Consider the following 19,290-nt stretch of genomic DNA (forward strand, 5'->3'; position numbering starts at 1 on the left):
AATAATTCTAATATGACAAAGGAGTTTGTTGATGTTTTAGTGATTGGTGCAGGACCGTCCGGATGTGTTTCGGCATCGTATCTTTTTAAAAACAACGTAAAGGTTAAAGTTGTAGAAAAAACAAAGTTTCCGAGACTTGTGGTAGGCGAAAGTCTTATTCCACGTGTGATGGACCATTTTGCAGAGGCAGAATTGTTTGAAGCTCTAGATGCAATGAACTTCGAAAAAAAATTAGGAGCGCGTTTTATTAGAGGAGAGGAAATCTGCAATTTTGATTTTAGTGTAAAATTTGGAGAAGGCTGGGATTGGACATGGCAAGTTCCGAGAGCAGATTTTGACAATACAATGGCGCAAGAAGTCATCAGAAAAGGAATTGATCTGGAATTTGAAACAGAAGTTCTGGAAGTTTCTTTTGAAGGAAAAAAATCAAAAACCGTTGTAAAAGATAAAGACGGAAATTTAAAGGAAATTCATGCCAACTTCATAATTGACTCAAGCGGATACGGACGTGTTTTGCCGAGACTTTTAGATTTGGATACGCCTTCTAAACTCGATCCGCATTCTTCTATTTTTACGCATGTAAAAGATATTAATAGACCAGAAGGAGAAGAAGGAACTCAAATTTCGTTTGACATTTTAGAAACGCAAGTTTGGCTTTGGGTAATTCCGTTTTCTAATGGGAATACGAGTTTAGGAGTTGTGGGTCCGACAGATTTTATTAATTCGCTTTCTGAAAATAAAGATAATGCGGAGGCTTTGCGAAATGCCATTCAGAAATCAGATTATTATATTAAAAGATTTGCTGGTACAGAATTTTTGTTTGAACCAGTTAAATTAGAAAACTATTCTAGAGCAGTGAAAAGAATGTACGGCGATGGTTTTGCTCTAACAGGAAATAGTTCAGAATTTTTAGATCCCGTTTTCTCTTCTGGAGTAGCTTTTGCAACTGAATCTGGAATGTTGGCAGCAAAATTATACTTAAAAGAAGCGCAAGGAATTCCTGTTGATTGGGAAGTGGAATTTACACAATATATGAAACGAGGAATTGCTGTTTTCACAACCTACGTGCAAGAATGGTACACAGGAAACCTTCAGACTTTATTCTTCCATCAGCCAGAGAATCCAGATGTGAAAGAAAAAATATGTTCGGTATTGGCAGGATATGTTTGGAACGAAGAAAATCCATTCGTCAAGAAACACGATCATGTTATAGCAAATATGGCGTATTTACTAAATATGCAAAAAGAACAAAGCCCTGAATAATCAGGGCTTTTTTTATTTGTATGCTTTTTTTGCAATCAGTTTAGATAATGTCTTGGCTGTTTTAGCATATCCTTCTCCAATTCTAGATTCGTTGCTAAAATTATTTCCCCATTGATCTCCTGGAGCATCAATACTTGAGATTTCCAATAAAACATTTGACTTATTTGCAGTTTCAACAAATTTCAAATTGGTAGTAACTTTTGCTGGCTGTTTCATAATTCCGGCATCCCAACCTGGATAAATCCATACTGTAGAAACAATTAAAGTGTAAGGTGTGTTTAATTTTTCTTGAAAGTTTAGATCTTTCTTTTCTTTAGTTAATACGATATTAGCTATTTCCAAAAATTTAGGAGTCCAGATCATGTCTTTAGCGGCAATCCATTTTTTCTCCCAGATATTTCCGTTTCCTTTTGCTTTTTTGTCCAAGTCAGCTTTATGTTCTTCAACATATTGCGCTTCGGGTTTGTTTTCTTTCATCATAGTAAAATTACTATAATCAAATTCTACGTTAACTTCTTTTTGATCTTTTAAAAAGGCAAAGTCACCCTGAAGAACATTGATGTCTTGGGCAAATGCAGCTCCTGAAATAAAGGAGAATACAATAATTAGTTTTTTCATTTTGGGTTAATTGATTGGTTTTTTTGTCGGCTAAAATAATTAAAAGGATTTAAATTGCAATCATTAACCAAAGTAATCTTTTTCTTTCTTTTTAGTAAGTTTAGTCCTAAAAAAAAAGACTGCCACAATTGACAGTCTTTTTACAGTTTATTTAATGTATAAATTTTATAATTCAAATATCTTATCCATTAAAATCCATTTTTGTCCTGGTTTTGCCCAAGGAAGCGCTTGTTGAAATTTCCACATTAAAGTTTCCCATTCCTGAACTTTTTCATTTTCGGCGTCGGCTTTGTCTTTTTTCTCAAAAGAGAAATTTTCATCACCTTCGATGATCATGAAAAGTCTATTTCCTGTGCAATAAATATCTAGAACTAAAATTCCAGCATCTTGAATGCTTTTTTTAATTTCTGGCCAAACGTTTTCATGCAGTTCTTTGTATTCTGCGATTAAGTCTGCATCGTCTTTTAAGTCTAAAGCCAGACAGAATTTTTGTGTTGCCATAATCTAAAATTTATCCTTGGTAAGCTACAGCAGTTTGTTTGCTTGTGCCTAAACCTTCAATTCCTAATTCGATTACGTCACCCGCTTTTATGTAAATTGGATCTGGTTTAATTCCCAAACCAACTCCTGGAGGTGTTCCTGTACTAATTACATCACCAGGAAGCAATGTCATAAATTGGCTTAAGTAGTGTACCAAAAATGGAATTTTAAAAATCAAGTTTGAAGTATTGCTGTTTTGGAATGTTTTTCCGTTTACAGTCAACCACATTTTTAAATTATTGACATCGCCAACTTCGTCTGGAGTTGCCATTATTGGTCCAAGAGGAGCGAAGGTATCAGAACCTTTTCCTTTTGCCCATTGTCCACCGCGTTCGATTTGGAAAGCTCTTTCGCTATAATCATTCAAAAGGCAATATCCTGCGATGTAGTTTGGCGCATCTTCTTCAGAAACATAGCTTGCTTTTTTACCTACAACAAATGCCAATTCTACTTCCCAGTCTGTTTTTTCACTGTTTTTTGGAATGATCAAATTGTCATTTGGTCCACATAAAGAAGTCGTAGATTTAAAGAAAATAATTGGTTCTTCTGGAATTGCAGCGCCAGTTTCTTCACAGTGATCTACATAATTTAATCCGATGCAGATAATTTTTGAAGGGCGTGCAACTGGCGAACCCAAACGAACTGAATCGCTTACTTCTGGAAGCGTAGGATTATTTTTTAAAGCTTCTTCTAATTTTTTTAATCCGTCATTTTCAAAAAAAGCTTCGTTGTAATCTGTTACGATAGACGAAACATCATATCTTTTATCATTTAGTAAAACCCCTGGTTTTTCTTTTCCTTCTTCTCCAAATCTAATAAGTTTCATAATTTTTTATTTTTTAATATTTTTTTGCCACAGATTATAAGGATTAAAATGATTCATTCTAGTTTGTCTCCCTGAGCGAAGTCGAAGGTCGTTCCAATTGGAATCGGGCTTCGACTTCGCTCAGCCTGACAAAAGCAGGAAACAAAAATCCTTTTTAATCTTTTAATCTGTGGCTCTATTTTTTTCGCCACGAATTGCACCAATTTTCACGAATTTTAATTTGTGTTGATTTGTGGAATTTGTGGTTTTTAATTTTTTTGTTTCACGCAGATTTTACAGGTTTTAGCAGATTTTTTTAAATCATTTTAATCCTTTTAATCTGTGGCTCTTTTTTTTTCGCCACGAATTGCACCAATTTTCTTGAATTATAATTCGTGTGAATTCGTGAAATTGCTTCTCCTGTTCGCTATCGCTCGGGTCGTGGCAAAAAATATTTTTAGTTATTCAATTTAATAAAACCTCCATCAATTGGGTAATCAGAACCGGTGATGAAAGAAGACTCGTCGCTGCATAAGAATAAAGCTAAAGTTGCGATTTCATCTGGTTTTCCCATACGTCCGATTGGTTGTGATTGAGATAATTTTTCGAAGATTTCTTCTTCTTTCCCTGGATAATTTTTAGAAATAAATCCATCTACGAAAGGCGTGTGAACTCTCGCAGGAGAAATAGAATTACATCTGATTTTATCATTCAAATAGTCTTTCGCCACCGATAAAGTCATTGCCATAACTGCTCCTTTTGCAGTAGAATAAGCAAAACGATCAGGAATTCCAACCCAGCAAGCAATAGAAGCTAAGTTCAAAATTACACCTCCGTTAGAAGCTCTTAAAGCAGGAATAGAAGCGTGAAGACAGTTGTAAACACCTTTTACGTTTACATTCATAATTCTATCAAAATCAGATTCAGAAGTCGTGTCAACTTTTCCAACGTGAGCAATTCCAGCATTGTTTACTAGAATATTGATATTTCCTATTTTTTGGAAAGTTGCATTTACTTGTTCGTGGTTTGAAACGTCGCAAGCGTGAGCAAAAACACTTCCTCCAGCCGATTTGATTTCTTCAACCGTTTCTTTTGCACTTTCTTCGGTTAATTCTAAAATATGAACTTCAGCTCCTTGTTTAGCAAATAAAACAGAAATCGCTCTTCCAATTCCGCTTCCGCCACCTGTGATAATTGCTTTTTTATTTTGTAATGAAAACATTTGATATAAATTTTTATAGTTATTTTTTAATTGAGTCTTTTACAAAGATACGCCACGTTTCCACGGAATAAAATCATCTTGGTTTAATTGTACAGCTTTCGGAATAATTTCGCCACTTGCCGCTTTTATGCAATATTCTAAAATTTCCTCGCCCATTTCTTCAATAGATTTTTCACCGCTAATAATTGGTCCGCAGTCAATATCGATAATATCTTTCATTCTAGTTGCCAGAACAGAATTGGTAGCTACTTTAATTACAGGACAAACCGGATTTCCAGTTGGAGTTCCTAAACCTGTTGTAAATAAAATTAAAGTTGCTCCAGAAGCCGCTTTTCCAGTTGTTGCTTCTACATCATTTCCGGGTGTACAAACCAAACTTAAACCTGGTTTTGTAACCAATTCGGTATAATCTAAAACATCAACCACAGGAGAAGTTCCGCCTTTTTTAGCCGCTCCAGCACTTTTTATAGCATCAGTAATTAAACCATCTTTGATGTTTCCTGGAGACGGATTCATATGAAATCCTGAACCAACTTTATGAGCCAGTTCATCGTAAGATTCCATTAAATTAATGAATTTTTTAGCGTTATCTTCTGTAATACATCTGTCGATTAAATTTTGCTCAGCTCCACATAATTCTGGGAATTCTGCCAAAAGAATTTTTCCTCCTAAAGCAACGACTAAATCTGAAGTATAACCCACAGCAGGATTTGCAGAAACGCCGCTGAAACCGTCGCTTCCGCCACATTTTACGCCGATGCATAAATCGCTTAACGGAGCATCAGTTCTTTCGTATTTGTTGATTTCGATTAAACCTTCAAAAGTCTTTTTGATGGCATTTGTAATCAGAACTTCTTCGCTTTCTGTTTGTTGCTGTTCAAAAATAAACAACGGTTTATCAAACTCTGGATTTTGTCTTTTTACATCATTTACAAAATCCTGAACTTGTAAATGCTGGCATCCTAAACTCAAAAGTGTGATTCCACCAACGTTTGGATGATTCGCATAAGAAGCTAATAAAGCGCTCAAAGTAGAAGCATCTTGACGTGTTCCACCACAACCGCCTTGGTGATTTAAGAATTTAATTCCGTCCACATTTTCAAAAACACGTTTGTTTTTTGGCGTCGGATTCAATTCAATATTAATGTCGTTAATATCATTTCCGTTCAAATAACCTTCCAGTAATTCGTGCGTAAATTGATTGTATTTGTCTGTTACTGTATAACCCAATTGCTTGTGTAATGCTTCCTTGATCACGTCAAGATTTCGGTTTTCACAAAAAACAGTCGGAATAAAAAGCCAGTAATTTGCCGTTCCAACACGTCCGTCTTTTCTTTTGTAACCTTTAAAAGTTCTGTTTTCGAATTTAGAAACATCAGGCGCATTCCATTCGTAAGACGCATTTCTGTAAGCGTAAGGATCTGCAGCGTGCTTTAAGTTTTCGGTCGTCATTAAACTTCCTTTGACAATATCATTTTGCACTTTTCCAACCAAAACACCGTACATATTTACTTCTTCTCCCTGCTTCATGTCTTGCATGTAGAATTTATGTTTGGCTTTGATGCGGTCTTGCAAAACGTAAGTTTCATTTTCAAAAAGAATGGTTTCTCCTTTTTGTAAGTCGGTTAAAGCAACCAGAACATTATCGTCCGGATGTAGTTTTACCACCAGTTTTTTAGTTGTATTCTCCAGCATTGTTTTTTGTTTTTTTTTCTTTTTTGTGTTGTCGTTAAACGCTTTATTTTCACTAAAATTTGGGCAGTAAACGAAAAATAAAATTAGTTTTTTTAGCTTTTCATTATTAGTCTAATATTATCCGTATATAATCTTTAATTATCTTTGTGATATGAAATTGGAGCAAACTAAAATAACGTCTTATCTCAACACGAGAGTTTCGGTGCTGAATCGTATTGAGCCGTTTTTTCAGGCGCCGTTTCATTCGCATCCAGAATTGGAATTGGTATATGTAAAAGAGAGTTTTGGCAAACGAATTATCGGAAATTCGGTAATGCCGTTTGAGCCTGGAGATATGGTTTTTTTAGGTTCTGATATTCCGCACGTTTGGTTGAATGACGAAAAATACTATCAAGGAATCGAGGATTTAAAAGCCAATTCGATAGTTGTATATTTTCATAAGGATATTTTTGGACCCACTTTTTACGAATTAAAAGAAACTCAGAAAATCAACGAACTCTTCTTTCAGGCAGGAAAAGGAATTTCGATTATCGGAAAAACCAATAAACAGATTGCGAAAAAACTGGAGAAATTAGTTTCTAAAAAAGACTTCGAAGTGATTGTCGGACTTTTTGAAATCTTATCGATTCTTTCTGATAGTCAGGATAAGATTTATATTAATGATGAGATTTATTCTCTGATGCAGAAAGACTCGAAAGTGGATCGACTTTCGGAAGTTTTTCAATACGTGAATAAAAATTACAAAAAGAATATTTCCTTAGAAGAAATTGCAGCTGTCGCGAATATGACACGGACTTCTTTCTGCAGAATGTTTAGGGTTAAAACGAAGAAGAATTTTGTGGATTATCTACACGAAATTAGGATTTCAAATGCGTGTAAGTTGCTTTTAGAAACAGATAAAAGCATGTCTGAAATCGCGTATGATTGTGGGTATAAAACAGCTTCCAATTTTAATAAACTTTTTAAGAAGTTTAAAGGAATTACGCCTTCGGAGTTTAAAAGCAATGCTTTGGCTTAAAAAAGTTGCCACGAATTCACGAATTTAAAATGTTCAGTCTTGATGAAAAAATTAAATTGAATTTCACGAATTAAAAAATCTGCGTAATCTGCAAAATCTGCGGGAGAATTTATGCCACAGATTAAAAGGATTAAAAATGATTCGCTTTAGTTTGTCACCCTGAGCGAAGTCGAAGGGCGCTCCAATTGGACGCGGGCTTCGACTTCGCTCAGCCTGACAAAACAGGATCTAAAAATCATTTTTAATCCTTTTAATCTGTGGCAAAAAAATTAAATAGATCGATCTAAATGTGTGTACCCACCATCTACATAAATAATTTGTCCTGTAGTATGACTTGATTTTTCAGACAACAAGAAAACAACCATATTAGCGATTTCTTCTGCAGTTGTCATTCTGTTTTCTAACGGAATATTTTTAGTAATCGCAGCTAGTTTTTCTTCTTTATTCTCGAAAGTATTTATCCACGTTTCGTAAAGTGGGGTGTAACATTCTGCTACAATAACTGCGTTTACACGAATGCTGTATTTTAGCAATTCAACTGCCCATTCTCTGGTTAAGGCATTTCTTCCTCCGTTTGAAGCTGCATATGCTGAGGTTCCGCCTTGTCCTGTTTCGGCAGTTTTAGAACCAATGTTTACAATTGCTCCTTTCGATTCTTTCAAATAGGGAAGAGCATGTTGTGCCATTAAATAATAATGCACTAGATTTTTGTGAAGTGAAGCAGCGAAATCTTCGTAATTTCCGTTTTCTAATCCAACGCCGTCATTAACTCCGGCATTGTTTACAAGACCGTCAATTCTACCAAATTTGGCGATTACGGCTTCAACAGCTTTTTTGCAGTCTTCAGGTTTTGTTAGATCGGCAGCAACTTGATGTGCTTCTTTTCCAATGGCTTTTAATTCTTCTACGGCTTTGATGTTGTCATTTTCGTTACGTCCAACGATAAACGGAATTGCATTTTCCTCGGCAAGAACCTTAACGATTCCTAAACCAATTCCTTTTGCGCCGCCAGTAACGATAATGATTTTTTGGGTTAATGATAACTGCATGGTATTTATGTATTATAATTTAAATTCTGTTTGTTTTTTTCTGCCACAGATTAAAGGATTAAAAATGATTTGTTTTAGTTTGTCATCCTGAGCGAAGTCGAAGGGCGTTCCAATTGGACGTGGGCTTCGACTTCGCTCAGCCTGACAAAAGCAGACTATGAAATCATTTTAATCATTTTAATTTGTGGCTATATTTTTATTCAATGAATATACTTTAAAAAATTACAGCTGTTGTTATTAACAACAGCTGTAAAGATAGAGAGAATTGAACTGATAATTTATTACCAGAACTTAACATAAAGCGCAACAATGATCAATAACGTAATTACGATAAGAACAGTTGTTTGCGGTTGTACTTTAAACATTCCAGGCTCAGTCTCGAATGCTTTAGGGTTTACTTTTGGTCCAGCGAAACTGATCAGAATCATGGCAATCATTGTAAATAAAAATGATAATCCCATACAGATGTGGAAAGGAATTTCAAAAGCTCCTTTTCCGTTAGCGTAAGCTGTATATAAAAGTGTGTCGTTTCCAAATAAAGCTGGAGCATATTCGTTGAATAATACAGATAATAAGAATCCTAAGATTACCCCAACGATTGCAGCTGTTCCTGTAGTTCTTTTCCAGAACATACCTAAGAAGAACATAGCGAAAACTCCTGGGCTGATGAATCCAGTATATTTTTGGATGTAGGTAAATCCTCCAACACCACCAATTCCTAAGATGTCGTTCCATGTAAATAAAACAGCTAAAAGCATTGCAACAAAAACAGCAATACGTCCGATGTTTACTTGTTGTTTTTCACCAGCTTCTTTTTGGATGTATTTTTTATGAACGTCTAAAGTATAGATTGTAGAAATACTGTTTACTTTTCCAGCTAAAGAGGCTACGATTGCAGCAGTTAAAGCTGCAACAGAAAGTCCTTTTAATCCAGTTGGAAGGAATGTCAATACAGCAGAATAGGCTCCGTCTTTTCCTCCAACTAATTGAGGCAAGTGTCCGTTTGTATATAAAACGTAAGCAGCAATACCAGGAAGCATTACGATAAGCGGCATTAATAATTTTAGCATACCTGCAAATAAAATTCCTGTACGTGCAGTTTGCAAGTCAGCTCCAAGAGCTCTTTGTGTAATGTATTGGTTACATCCCCAATAGTTAAGGTTGATGATCCAGATACCAGCAGCGTAAGATAACAATCCTGGGAAAGTTAAATATTTATCGATTTCCAACTGAGAAGATGCAGCAGTCGGTTTTGGGATAATCATTTTAAAGTGCTCAGGAGCTTCTTTCATTAAAACTTTGAAACCTGCAATTGCATTTTCACCAACTCCGAAGTACTGTCCAACAGTTGTCAAAGCGATATAAGAAGTTACTAAACCTCCAATGATCAATACAGCAACCTGAATTACGTCTGTGTAAGCTACAACTTTCATTCCTCCAAGAGAGATGAATAAAGCAAAAACAGCCAATCCGATCATGATTGCGTGAAGGTATTCCCCTCCTGCAAGTCCGTTAATGGCAACAGCTCCCAAATATAAGATAGAGGTAAGGTTTACAAAAACATATAAAAACAACCAGAAAACTGCCATGATAAGTGCAGTAGACTCGTTATAACGTGTTTTTAAGAACTGCGGCATGGTGTAGATCTTGTTTTTAAGATATACAGGGATAAACCATACGGCAACGATAATAAGGGCAACGGCAGCAAGCCATTCGTAGGCAGCAACGGCAATTCCTAAGAAAAAGCCCTCACCGCTCATTCCGATAAACTGTTCTGCAGAGATATTAGAAGCAATAAGAGAAGCTCCAATTGCCCACCATGTTAGATTTCCTTCAGCCAAAAAGTAAGCTTTAGCATCCTGTTCGTCCTGTTTACGTTTGCGGTAAACGGTGTAACCGTAGACCGAGACTACGATAAAATAAATAATAAAAACCGCATAGTCTGCGAAAGCGAGGTTTTGGTTCATTGTTAGTAGTATTTTAAATAATTATTATAGGGTTGTTTGTTTATGTGGTTTCAAATAAGTTTTTATGTTGTTAAATCTTGTTAAAAATGCAAGATGTGTTTTATTTCTGTTATTTTTTTGCGAAAATAAAAACAGAAGCCAAATGTAAAATAAAAATTTAGAAATCAACTACTAGCAAATGTGTTTTTTACATTTATTAGAAGGTAATTGTGTTAAATTTTTATTTTTTGGCTTTAGCGCAACACTAAACTATTATGCCTTTACTAAAGTTTTGTAATGTACATCTGAAAGCTGTCTTAAAATTTCAGCACTTTTTTCAGGTGTGATATCACGTTGTGATTCGCCTAACATTTCGTATCCAACCATGAATTTCTTCACCGTTGCCGATCTTAACAATGGTGGATAAAAATGCATATGGAAATGCCATTCTGGGTGAATTAAACCATCTGTTGGTGCTTGATGAATTCCTGAAGAATATGGAAAAGAAGTATTAAATAAATTGTCATACTTCGTTGTAAGCTGCTTTAAGATTTTCGCGAAAGCGGTACTTTCATCGGCTGTAAAATTGGTAATTTTGTTTACGGCTCTTTTGCTCACAATCATGGTTTCATAAGGCCAGATTGCCCAAAACGGAACCAATGCTACAAAATGGTCATTCTCGATTACAATACGATCTCCCGCTTTCAATTCAGCTTTGACATAATCTTCCAATAAGGTTCTGTCATTTTTATCGAAATAGGATTTTAAGCTGTTTTGTGTTTTTTCAACTTGAGTTGGCAGAGAAGACTGCGCCCAGATTTGACCGTGCGGGTGCGGGTTGCTGCATCCCATTACACTTCCTTTGTTTTCAAAAATTTGAACATGGTTGATGAATTTAATATTTCCTAAATCGGTATATTCTTTCTGCCAAGTTCTGATGATATTTTCAATAGCAGCAATTTCCATTTCTGGTAAAGTCAAATCGTGTCTTGGTGAAAAGCAGACTACTCTCGAAATTCCTTGTTCTGGTTTTGCCTTAAAGAAGGTATGTTTAATATCGTCTTCAAAAATAATTTCATCTTGCTTCATGGCTGCAAAATCATTTTCAAAAACAAAACTGTTTTCGTATTGTGGGTTGTTCATTCCGTTGGCACGAACGTTTCCTGGACACAAATAACAAGTTGGGTCGTATTTAGGTAGTTCTTCTGTTGAAATAGTTTCATTTTGTCCTTGCCATGGGCGTTTTGCACGATGAGGAGAAACCAAAACCCATTCGTTTAGCAATGGATTAAAGCGTCTGTGCGGATCTTCGTTAATGTCGAAATTTTTCATTGTAGTGTGTTGTGGTTTTAAAGTAGCGTTGTTCCGTTGGAGATTTTTACATCATAGAATTTTAATTCAATTCCAAATGTATCTAAATAAAGTTTAGAGAACTTACGCTTTACCTCATTTTCATGTCCTTTTTTGACTAAATTGATCGTACAGCCTCCAAAACCGCCACCCATAAGTCTAGAACCAATGATGGCATCATCTTCTTTTGCTGTATCAACAAGCATGTCTAATTCTTCGCAGCTTACCTCATATTCTTGAGATAATCCATAATGCGTTTCAAAAAGCAATTCTCCTAAAAGTTCGATATTTCCTTGATCTAAAGCTTTGCAGGCTTTGATGACACGATTGATTTCTTTAACAACAAAATGAACTCGAGCGAAAACTTTGCCCGTCATTTTATCTTTCAAGCTTAAAACCTGCTCTTCGGTAGCATCTCTAAAACTTTTTACTTCTGGAAAATGGCTTTTTATGATTGATAAACCTTCTTCGCATTCTATTCTTCTCGTATTATATTCTGATGTGAAAAGCGAATGTTTTACATTAGAATCAAATAAAATCAGAGAGTAGTCTTTGAAGTCGGCGTTGTGATATTCAAAATCTAAAGTGTTGCAATCTAATTGGATTACTTTGTTTTCAAGACCGTGGACGCTCGAAAACTGATCCATAATTCCGCAGTTGATACCCACCCAATGTTCTGCTTTTTGTCCTAATAATGAAATGTCTTTTTTCTCAATTTTTAAATCGAAAAGAGATTTGATTCCGAAAATCATTCCGCATTCTAAAGCTGCAGAAGAAGACAATCCAGAACCAACCGGAATATTACTGCTGAAAACGCAGTTGAAACCGTCAAAAGAAAATCCGTTGTCTTGCAATTGTTTGATTACGCCACGAATATAATTGGTCCAAACCACATCGCTCAGTTTTACTTCTTGAGTCAAATCAATTTCAAATTCTTCGTTCAAATCGATGGCAATTATTTTAGAAGTTTTGGTATTGTTTTTCGAAAAAGCAAAACAAATCACTTTGTCAATTGCAGCAGGTAAAACATAACCATCATTGTAGTCAATATGCTCTCCGATAATGTTGATTCTACCTGGAGAAAGTACCGTTTTTTGAGGAGAAGACCCAAAAGATTTCTCGAAAAAAGCAACGGCATTTTGTATTAAAATATCATTCATTATATAGTTAGTTGTATTGTGGTTTTTGGAATTGTATTAATTTAAACTTTCAAATTTGTAAAGCGTTTTCTGCGTGTATTCTTCGCCTTTTTTCAAAACGGCATTCGGGAAATGAGCTTGATTTGGCGCGTCTGGGAAATTTTGCGTTTCAAAACAAATTCCACTTTGCGCGTTGTAATCAACATTTTCTTTTCCTTTTAATTTTCCGAAGCAATTTCCGCCTACATATATATGTACACTTGGCTGATCGGTGTAAACATTCATTCTAAGTTTGTTTTTTAAGCTGATCAATTGCCCCACGATTTCTGTTTTAGAATTTACCACAAACGAATTGTCAATAGGAAACGGACAGCTTTTAGGAGTTCTAAAATCAAATTCATGATCGTTTAAATCGGTAAAATTTCCTGTTGGAATATTGTCAGAGTTTGTTTCCAGCATTTTAGCCGATTTGATAAACATTTGCTGTTCTAAAACATTTCCGTCATGTCCGTCAAGGTTAAAATAACTGTGATGCGTTAAATTAATAACCGTATCTTCTGTTGAAGATGCTTTGTATTCTAACTTTAATTCATTGTCCTCTGTTAGCGTATAGGTTAGATATACCGTCATTTCGCCAGGGAAATTTTCGTCTAAGTGTTCGCTCAGAAGACCAAAAGTGATCGAAGGATTTTCGCCAGAAGTTGCGTTTACAACGCTCCAAGCTTTTCTTCCAAACCCCATGTCTCCACCGTGAAGTGTGTTTCCGTTATTATTTTCTCCAAGCTGAAATTTTTTATCGTTCAGACTAAAAGTGGCATTATGAATACGTCCTGCGTAACGGCCCACTGTGGTTCCGAAATAAGGAGCGCTTGGCAAATTATAAGATTCTAAATAAGCTTCCAGATTATCGAAGCCTAAAACAACATCTACCAGTTTTCCATCAAGTGGAATTTGGATCGAAGTTACAGTTGCGCCATAATTGATGATCTGCACTTTCATCCCGTTTTTATTAGCCAAATCAAAAGAATAAATTTCTTCCTTATTAGGCATTAAACCAAACAATTTGCAATTGTGGGTCTCTTTTAAATGCGATATGTGTTTTATTTCCATATAATTTTTACCAATAATGAAATCCAAAAATAGAAACATTTATTATTTTTGCATACCAGTACCTACCAGTTTTTGTTATTAATAGTCAAAATGACTTTATTATGAACATTATTTCAATTCAAAATAATATTGGTCTGCCAAAATATAAGCAGATAATTCTTTCAATCGAAAAAGCGATTGAAGAAGGAAATTTGATAAAAGGAGATAGGCTTCCGTCTGTAAATAAAGTTTGTTTGGCTTTTTCTTTGTCTCGCGATACGGTGTTATTGGCGTACGATGAATTGAAGAAACGAGGTATTATTTACGCCATTCCAGGAAAAGGATATTATGTTAAAAGCGTTGAAATCACTATAACTCAGAAGGTTTTTTTGCTTTTTGATGAATTGAATATTTTCAAGGAAGATATTTATAATTCGTTTTTAAAAAACATCGGAAAAAATGTTCAGGTGGATATTTTCTTTCATCATTTTAATGTCCAAGTTTTTAAAAAACTGATAAATGACAGCAACGGAAATTATACAAAATACATTATCATGCCGACGAACTTAAACGATGTCGTTGATACTATAAAAACCCTACCAGTAAGCGACGTAATTATTTTAGATCAGACCAATTCGGATTTAAAAATGTTTCCGGCAATTTATCAAAACCATCAAAAAGATATTTACGAAGGTTTAATGAAAGGCAAATCTCGATTATCAAAATACAAGAAACTGATTTTGATTTTCCCTGGTTTTAGAGAACCTTTAGGAATGAAATCAGGTTTTGAATTGTTTTGCCAAGCGTACAGTTTTGAGTACGAAATTATTTCAGATTTTAGCAACCAGTCTATTGCTTTGGGAGACTTATATATTATTCCGCACGATCGTGATTTGCTTTTGGTAATCGAAAATGCGATTAATAGAAACTTAAAGCTTGGCGAAGATTTCGGAATTATATCTTATAATGAAACGCCATTGAAGAAAATTGCTGCAAATGGAATTACGACCATTTCAACCAATTTTGAATTGATGGGAAAAATTTTAGCCGATATGGTTTTAAAAGGAACAAAAGAGCAGATCGAAAATAGATCTGCTCTTATATTGCGTAACTCTTTATAAATTTTTCCCTCAGATTTAGCAGATCTAGAAGATTCTTTTTGATATTAAATCCGCTAGATCTGCTAAATCTGCGAGAGAACAAATAGTATGTTTATAAATTCAGCACGAAATTATTTAGCAGTTTTTCTTCGTATTTCTCTTTATTAAAAGTGTATAGATAAGAACCTTTTCGAGAAGACTGCATATCTTTTTCGTCAAGCTTATTTAAAATTTCTAAAGAGTTTATTTTGCTGATGAAATTTCTTTTATCCAATTCTTTGCTCAAAATCGCTTCGTACAATTCCAAAAGCTGACGCATTGTGAATTTTTCAGGAAGCAATTCAAAACCAATAGGTTTAATAGAAGTTTTGTATCGAAGTCTTTTAATGGCATTGTCCACCATTTCATTGTGGTCAAAAATTAAGTTTGGCGCATCATTAATAGGAAACCATTCTGCATGATAATTCTGAATCAATTCTGCATTATGGTTTTCAATATTAATTAAAGCAAAGTAAGAAACCGAAATGGTTCTTTCTACCGGGTCACGATCAATTTCACTGTAAGCATAAAGCTGCTCCATATAAATATCGTTAAGACCTGTATAGGTATTTAAGATTCTGGTTGCTGCAGCGTCTAAGACTTCATCACGTTTTAGAAATCCTCCAATCAAAGACCATTTTCCTTTTTCAGGCTCAAAGTCTCTTTGAATCAGAAGGATTTTCAGACCGTCATTGTCAAATCCGAAAATGATGCAGTCTACTGCCAGTAAAACTTTATCAGCAGAGCTATAACTATTTAGCATATATAATTAATTTGGATGGGTAAATATATGAACTTCCTAAAAGCTTTCATAATTTATTAATGTAGATTTTACACTTACATAATTAACTGTCCAAATGTAGAATTAAAAAAGTTACTTTTTACATAAAAATAACATACAAAATTGCATTTTAAGATTTTTTTAAGAAAAAAACAGGACAGTCAAGGATAGTTTTTTGCTAAAATATGTTCTGATTAAACAAAAAAGATCAAAAATAAACAATCTTTTACCTACAAATATATCGTTTTTTGGTTTTCAAATTATTAAAAAACAGATAATTTATACATTTTTTTGATCGAGTCTTTTTTTGATTAAAAATTGGCTTTTTTCTAAAAAGTGTATTTTTTACACAATTAAATCCTAAAAAACATCTCTTTTTTTGAAAAAACTTTGAATTTTTAAATGTTAAATTAACACTTAATTTATGGTATGTGTTTTTTTTCGGCTATTTTTTTGTGATATTAATTTGTTTACGTGGTTTTTTTTTAGTTAAATTTACAAATGTAAGATTAACACTTATTAACTAAAACCACTAACCAATCTTAACTAAACCATTATGATTACAAAACAAAAATTACTTTTGTATTGCAATTTTCTATTGCCAAAAACAAATTGGATTTTAGCAGTATTGATGCTGTTATTTTCTGCTAATCAGTTGTCTGCTCAGGGCAAAACGATAACAGGAGTTGTAACATCGGCACAAGACAATCTTCCTTTGCCGGGTGTAAACATTATAATAAAAGGAACCAAAACAGTTGCTACAACTGGATTTGATGGAGAGTATTCGATTAAAGCATCTTCAAATGATGTTTTAGTTTTTTCATTCATAGGATTTCAGAACAAAGAGGTAGTCGTAGGAAGCCAAGCTAAAATTGATATAGCTTTAGGTGAAGACACCAATAAACTTAACGAGGTAGTTGTTATTGGTTACGGAACTCAAAAGAAATCTGATTTAACTGGTTCTGTAAGTGTCGTTAATTTAGAATCGGCTAAAAAAGTAGTTACTTATGATGCTGCTAAAATGCTTCAAGGACAAGTACCAGGTGTTACAGTACAATCTTCAGGAGAACCGGGAGGTTTTGTTAATGTAAAAATTAGAGGTATAACTTCTTTTAGTAATAACAATCCACTTTTTGTAATTGACGGGATCATGGTCGATTCTCCATACGACTTTGCTCCAGGAGAAATAGAATCGATGCAGGTTTTAAAAGACGCTTCTTCTGCCGCTATTTATGGTGTGCGTGGTGCGAATGGTGTTGTAATTATTACGACTAAAAAAGGCAAACAAGGCAAAATGGACATTAAATTTAAGTCTATCGTAGGTCTTCAAAATGTTGCTAAAAAATGGGATGTTACTGATCGTGTTGGTTACCAAAAAATCACTAGCGAGGCTGAAAGAAACAGAGATATTAGAGCAGGTGTTCCGGTAAGCATTGCGCCAGGAAATGATCCTAATAGTCCGTCCTATATTTCTAATGTCAATACCGATTGGCAGAAAGAATCTTTTCAGACAGGTGTTGTACAAAATCAAGCTTTGACTTTTACTGGTGGTGCAGAAAGTATTGCTTATAGCTTTAACGTTGATTATTTTAAAAACACAAGCTACGTCAAAACGCCTCAGGACTATGAGAGATTGTCAACCAATTTAAATTTAAATGGTAAAAAAGGAAAATTTAAGTACGGTGCAAAAATAGCTTACACACAATCGGATAAAGAAATTTTTAATGAATATAATGTTGGACAAAGTGTTGTAAGTGACATCTTAGGAGCCGTTCCAACGATGCCAGTTTATGATGCAAACAGACTTGGAGGTTACGGAGGTACAGACAATTTAACTCAGAGAGCTATTTCAATGAACCCAATTGGATACAATAATTTAATTGATAATAACGGAAAAAGAAACCGTTTCATTGGTGATGTTTGGGGAGAAGTAGAAATTGTAAAAGGGCTTAAATACAAACTGGACGTAAGTTATGACAGAACAGATTGGGAAAACAGAAGATTTATTCCGCCAAGTGATTTAGGATGGTATTATATTACTACAAATGATGAGGCATCGCTAGATGTTGAAACGGGAGATGAGTTAAGAACATTCTTAAATAACATTTTAACTTATGAAGTTACTTTAGGCAAGCATAAAATCGATGCTCTTGCAGGTTGGATTCAAGAAAAAAGAGATTATCACAGGTATAATATGAGAGGTGTAGGTTTTACTCCAAACGAAATTCCAATGCTTCAATATGCAGATGCTAGAAATGCATCAGAATATAAATTTACAATTACAGGAATATCATATATCAGCAGATTAAACTATTCTTATGATGACAGATATTTAGTGCAAGCTAACTTTAGACAAGATAAAACGTCTCTTTTCAGCGAAAAAAATAATTCGGCAAACTTTTACTCTTTTTCAGGAGGTTGGAAACTTAGTAACGAGAAATTTTGGACTTTACCAGAATGGATAAGCAATATTAAACTTAGAGGAGGTTATGGTACATTAGGAAACAATACTATTTCGCAATATTTCTTTGCTTCGACGGTAAACAGTTTTGCAGGTTATGATTTCAATAATGAACTTGCTCCAGGAACAACGGTAGTTGCTGCACTTGACCCGAATGTAAAATGGGAGAAATCGATAAACTCTAATGTTGGTATTGAATTAGGTTTCTTAAACAACGATTTACAGTTTACAGCAGAATATTTCATTAAAAAATCAGACGATTTATTATTGGGAGTTCCACTTCCCTTTTCTACAGGAGCATTCCCTGCAAGTGTTACGACAAATGCGGGATCAATGAAAAACTCTGGGGTAGAGTTTACAGCATCTTACAGCAATCATCATCATAAATTTAAATATGATATTTCTGGAAACTTTGGAACACTGAAAAATGAAGTTACTAAAATCGGTGTAAATGGAAATCCTATTTATGGAGCAGTTTCTAAAACAGAAGTAGGAAGATCTGTTGGTGAAATGTTTGCTTGGGAAGCAATTGGAATCTTCCAAAATGCGGCTGAAGTTGCGGCTTCTCCAACTCAAACCGGTGCTGCGCCTGGAGATGTGAAATTTAGAGATGTAAATGGTGACGGAGCTATCACAGATGCAGATAGAACTTTCCAAGGAGTAACAATTCCTAAATATGGTTTCGGACTTAATTTTAATGCGACTTACGAAAACTTTGATTTCTCAATGTTTTGGCAAGGAGCTGGAGGTAACAAAGTATTTAATGCGATGTACCGCAATTTAATGATCGGACAGTATACAAACCACCACAAAGATGAATTAAATTATTGGACACCAACTAATACCAATACCAATATTCCGGCTCCAGTTATTGGAGATCCAAATGGAAACGCTAGAGATTCAAATAGATTTATTGAAAGTGGTGATTATGTGAAACTGCAAACAATGGAAATAGGTTATAACATTCCTGTAAAAGATAAATTTATTCAAAAAGCTAAGGTTTACCTAAATGGTCAAAACTTGTTGATTATCTCTAAGTATAAAGGATACGATCCCGACTTTAACAGTGACGGATTGCTTTCAAGAGGATATGACGCAGGATCTTTTCCAAATCCAAGAACAATTTCTTTAGGAGTAGAAGTGAGCTTCTAACCAGGTCTAACCATTAAAACGTA

Annotated in this window: 15 protein-coding genes; 4 read left to right on the forward strand and 11 right to left on the reverse strand. The window is 34.6% G+C overall.

Going from position 1 to position 19,290, the window contains the following annotated elements; translation table 11 throughout:
- Positions 1 to 12 precede the first annotated feature (12 nt).
- A complete protein-coding gene (locus ABTV69_RS05280) occupies positions 13 to 1,263 on the forward strand; it encodes an NAD(P)/FAD-dependent oxidoreductase (RefSeq protein WP_433834612.1) in 1,251 nt (416 codons plus the stop codon).
- 12 nt (positions 1,264 to 1,275) lie between these two features.
- On the opposite strand, the gene ABTV69_RS05285 is transcribed toward ABTV69_RS05280, so the two are convergent.
- The 5 genes from ABTV69_RS05285 to ABTV69_RS05305 all read right to left on the reverse strand — a co-directional run bounded on the left by ABTV69_RS05285 (position 1,276) and on the right by ABTV69_RS05305 (position 6,143).
- Positions 1,276 to 1,881, reverse strand: a complete 606-nt coding sequence (locus ABTV69_RS05285) for a hypothetical protein (protein WP_433834613.1) — start codon at positions 1,879 to 1,881, stop codon at positions 1,276 to 1,278.
- Positions 1,882 to 2,046: 165 nt separating this feature from the next.
- Positions 2,047 to 2,382 carry an L-rhamnose mutarotase gene (locus ABTV69_RS05290; protein WP_433834614.1) on the reverse strand — a complete coding sequence of 112 codons (336 nt, stop codon included), beginning with the start codon at positions 2,380 to 2,382 and terminating at the stop codon, positions 2,047 to 2,049.
- A 10-nt stretch (positions 2,383 to 2,392) separates the two neighbouring features.
- Positions 2,393 to 3,247 carry a fumarylacetoacetate hydrolase family protein gene (locus tag ABTV69_RS05295; RefSeq protein ID WP_433834615.1) on the reverse strand — a complete coding sequence of 285 codons (855 nt, stop codon included), beginning with the start codon at positions 3,245 to 3,247 and terminating at the stop codon, positions 2,393 to 2,395.
- A 436-nt stretch (positions 3,248 to 3,683) separates the two neighbouring features.
- Positions 3,684 to 4,448 (reverse strand): SDR family NAD(P)-dependent oxidoreductase, encoded by a 765-nt coding sequence (locus ABTV69_RS05300; RefSeq protein ID WP_433834616.1) that lies wholly within the window; start codon positions 4,446 to 4,448, stop codon positions 3,684 to 3,686.
- A gap of 39 nt (positions 4,449 to 4,487) precedes the next feature.
- Positions 4,488 to 6,143, reverse strand: a complete 1,656-nt coding sequence (locus ABTV69_RS05305) for a UxaA family hydrolase (RefSeq protein WP_433834617.1) — start codon at positions 6,141 to 6,143, stop codon at positions 4,488 to 4,490.
- Between the two features lie 151 nt (positions 6,144 to 6,294).
- Between ABTV69_RS05305 and ABTV69_RS05310 the strand changes: the two genes are divergently transcribed.
- The gene (locus tag ABTV69_RS05310; protein ID WP_433834618.1) at positions 6,295 to 7,161 is read left to right on the forward strand and encodes an AraC family transcriptional regulator; all 867 of its coding nucleotides are present in this window, start codon (positions 6,295 to 6,297) and stop codon (positions 7,159 to 7,161) included.
- 269 nt (positions 7,162 to 7,430) lie between these two features.
- Here the strand turns inward: ABTV69_RS05310 and ABTV69_RS05315 are convergent, their stop codons facing one another.
- The 5 genes from ABTV69_RS05315 to ABTV69_RS05335 all read right to left on the reverse strand — a co-directional run bounded on the left by ABTV69_RS05315 (position 7,431) and on the right by ABTV69_RS05335 (position 13,755).
- A complete protein-coding gene (locus ABTV69_RS05315; protein WP_057115557.1) occupies positions 7,431 to 8,210 on the reverse strand; it encodes an SDR family oxidoreductase in 780 nt (259 codons plus the stop codon).
- A 281-nt stretch (positions 8,211 to 8,491) separates the two neighbouring features.
- A complete protein-coding gene (locus tag ABTV69_RS05320; protein ID WP_433834619.1) occupies positions 8,492 to 10,177 on the reverse strand; it encodes a sodium/sugar symporter in 1,686 nt (561 codons plus the stop codon).
- Positions 10,178 to 10,429: 252 nt separating this feature from the next.
- Positions 10,430 to 11,488 (reverse strand): UDP-glucose--hexose-1-phosphate uridylyltransferase, encoded by a 1,059-nt coding sequence (locus ABTV69_RS05325; RefSeq protein WP_433834620.1) that lies wholly within the window; start codon positions 11,486 to 11,488, stop codon positions 10,430 to 10,432.
- A gap of 17 nt (positions 11,489 to 11,505) precedes the next feature.
- The gene (galK, locus tag ABTV69_RS05330; RefSeq protein WP_433834621.1) at positions 11,506 to 12,666 is read right to left on the reverse strand and encodes a galactokinase; all 1,161 of its coding nucleotides are present in this window, start codon (positions 12,664 to 12,666) and stop codon (positions 11,506 to 11,508) included.
- A gap of 36 nt (positions 12,667 to 12,702) precedes the next feature.
- Positions 12,703 to 13,755 (reverse strand): aldose epimerase family protein, encoded by a 1,053-nt coding sequence (locus tag ABTV69_RS05335; RefSeq protein WP_433834622.1) that lies wholly within the window; start codon positions 13,753 to 13,755, stop codon positions 12,703 to 12,705.
- A gap of 101 nt (positions 13,756 to 13,856) precedes the next feature.
- Here ABTV69_RS05335 and ABTV69_RS05340 point away from each other — a divergent pair, with 101 nt between their 5' ends.
- On the forward strand, positions 13,857 to 14,855 hold the full coding sequence (locus tag ABTV69_RS05340; RefSeq protein ID WP_433834623.1) for a GntR family transcriptional regulator: 999 nt from the start codon (positions 13,857 to 13,859) through the stop codon (positions 14,853 to 14,855).
- A 91-nt stretch (positions 14,856 to 14,946) separates the two neighbouring features.
- Here the strand turns inward: ABTV69_RS05340 and ABTV69_RS05345 are convergent, their stop codons facing one another.
- Positions 14,947 to 15,636: an NUDIX hydrolase gene (locus ABTV69_RS05345; protein WP_433834624.1), complete on the reverse strand. Its 690-nt coding sequence runs from the start codon at positions 15,634 to 15,636 to the stop codon at positions 14,947 to 14,949.
- A 574-nt stretch (positions 15,637 to 16,210) separates the two neighbouring features.
- Here ABTV69_RS05345 and ABTV69_RS05350 point away from each other — a divergent pair.
- The gene (locus tag ABTV69_RS05350; protein WP_433834625.1) at positions 16,211 to 19,267 is read left to right on the forward strand and encodes a SusC/RagA family TonB-linked outer membrane protein; all 3,057 of its coding nucleotides are present in this window, start codon (positions 16,211 to 16,213) and stop codon (positions 19,265 to 19,267) included.
- The last annotated feature ends 23 nt before the right edge of the window (positions 19,268 to 19,290 follow it).

The organism is Flavobacterium anhuiense (assembly GCF_050990855.1).
GTDB lineage: Bacteria > Bacteroidota > Bacteroidia > Flavobacteriales > Flavobacteriaceae > Flavobacterium > Flavobacterium anhuiense_C.

What these genes read in the sequence shown, in the direction of transcription:
- ABTV69_RS05300 (WP_433834616.1), bottom strand. Translation starts at nt 4,448, where the DNA reads ATGTTTTCATTACAAAATAAAAAAGCAATTATCACAGGTGGCGGAAGC.
- galK (WP_433834621.1), bottom strand. Translation starts at nt 12,666, where the DNA reads ATGAATGATATTTTAATACAAAATGCCGTTGCTTTTTTCGAGAAATCT.
- ABTV69_RS05320 (WP_433834619.1), bottom strand. Translation starts at nt 10,177, where the DNA reads ATGAACCAAAACCTCGCTTTCGCAGACTATGCGGTTTTTATTATTTAT.
- ABTV69_RS05315 (WP_057115557.1), bottom strand. Translation starts at nt 8,210, where the DNA reads ATGCAGTTATCATTAACCCAAAAAATCATTATCGTTACTGGCGGCGCA.
- ABTV69_RS05345 (WP_433834624.1), bottom strand. Translation starts at nt 15,636, where the DNA reads ATGCTAAATAGTTATAGCTCTGCTGATAAAGTTTTACTGGCAGTAGAC.
- ABTV69_RS05280 (WP_433834612.1), top strand. Translation starts at nt 13, where the DNA reads ATGACAAAGGAGTTTGTTGATGTTTTAGTGATTGGTGCAGGACCGTCC.
- ABTV69_RS05325 (WP_433834620.1), bottom strand. Translation starts at nt 11,488, where the DNA reads ATGAAAAATTTCGACATTAACGAAGATCCGCACAGACGCTTTAATCCA.
- ABTV69_RS05305 (WP_433834617.1), bottom strand. Translation starts at nt 6,143, where the DNA reads ATGCTGGAGAATACAACTAAAAAACTGGTGGTAAAACTACATCCGGAC.
- ABTV69_RS05335 (WP_433834622.1), bottom strand. Translation starts at nt 13,755, where the DNA reads ATGGAAATAAAACACATATCGCATTTAAAAGAGACCCACAATTGCAAA.
- ABTV69_RS05285 (WP_433834613.1), bottom strand. Translation starts at nt 1,881, where the DNA reads ATGAAAAAACTAATTATTGTATTCTCCTTTATTTCAGGAGCTGCATTT.
- ABTV69_RS05295 (WP_433834615.1), bottom strand. Translation starts at nt 3,247, where the DNA reads ATGAAACTTATTAGATTTGGAGAAGAAGGAAAAGAAAAACCAGGGGTT.
- ABTV69_RS05310 (WP_433834618.1), top strand. Translation starts at nt 6,295, where the DNA reads ATGAAATTGGAGCAAACTAAAATAACGTCTTATCTCAACACGAGAGTT.
- ABTV69_RS05290 (WP_433834614.1), bottom strand. Translation starts at nt 2,382, where the DNA reads ATGGCAACACAAAAATTCTGTCTGGCTTTAGACTTAAAAGACGATGCA.
- ABTV69_RS05350 (WP_433834625.1), top strand. Translation starts at nt 16,211, where the DNA reads ATGATTACAAAACAAAAATTACTTTTGTATTGCAATTTTCTATTGCCA.
- ABTV69_RS05340 (WP_433834623.1), top strand. Translation starts at nt 13,857, where the DNA reads ATGAACATTATTTCAATTCAAAATAATATTGGTCTGCCAAAATATAAG.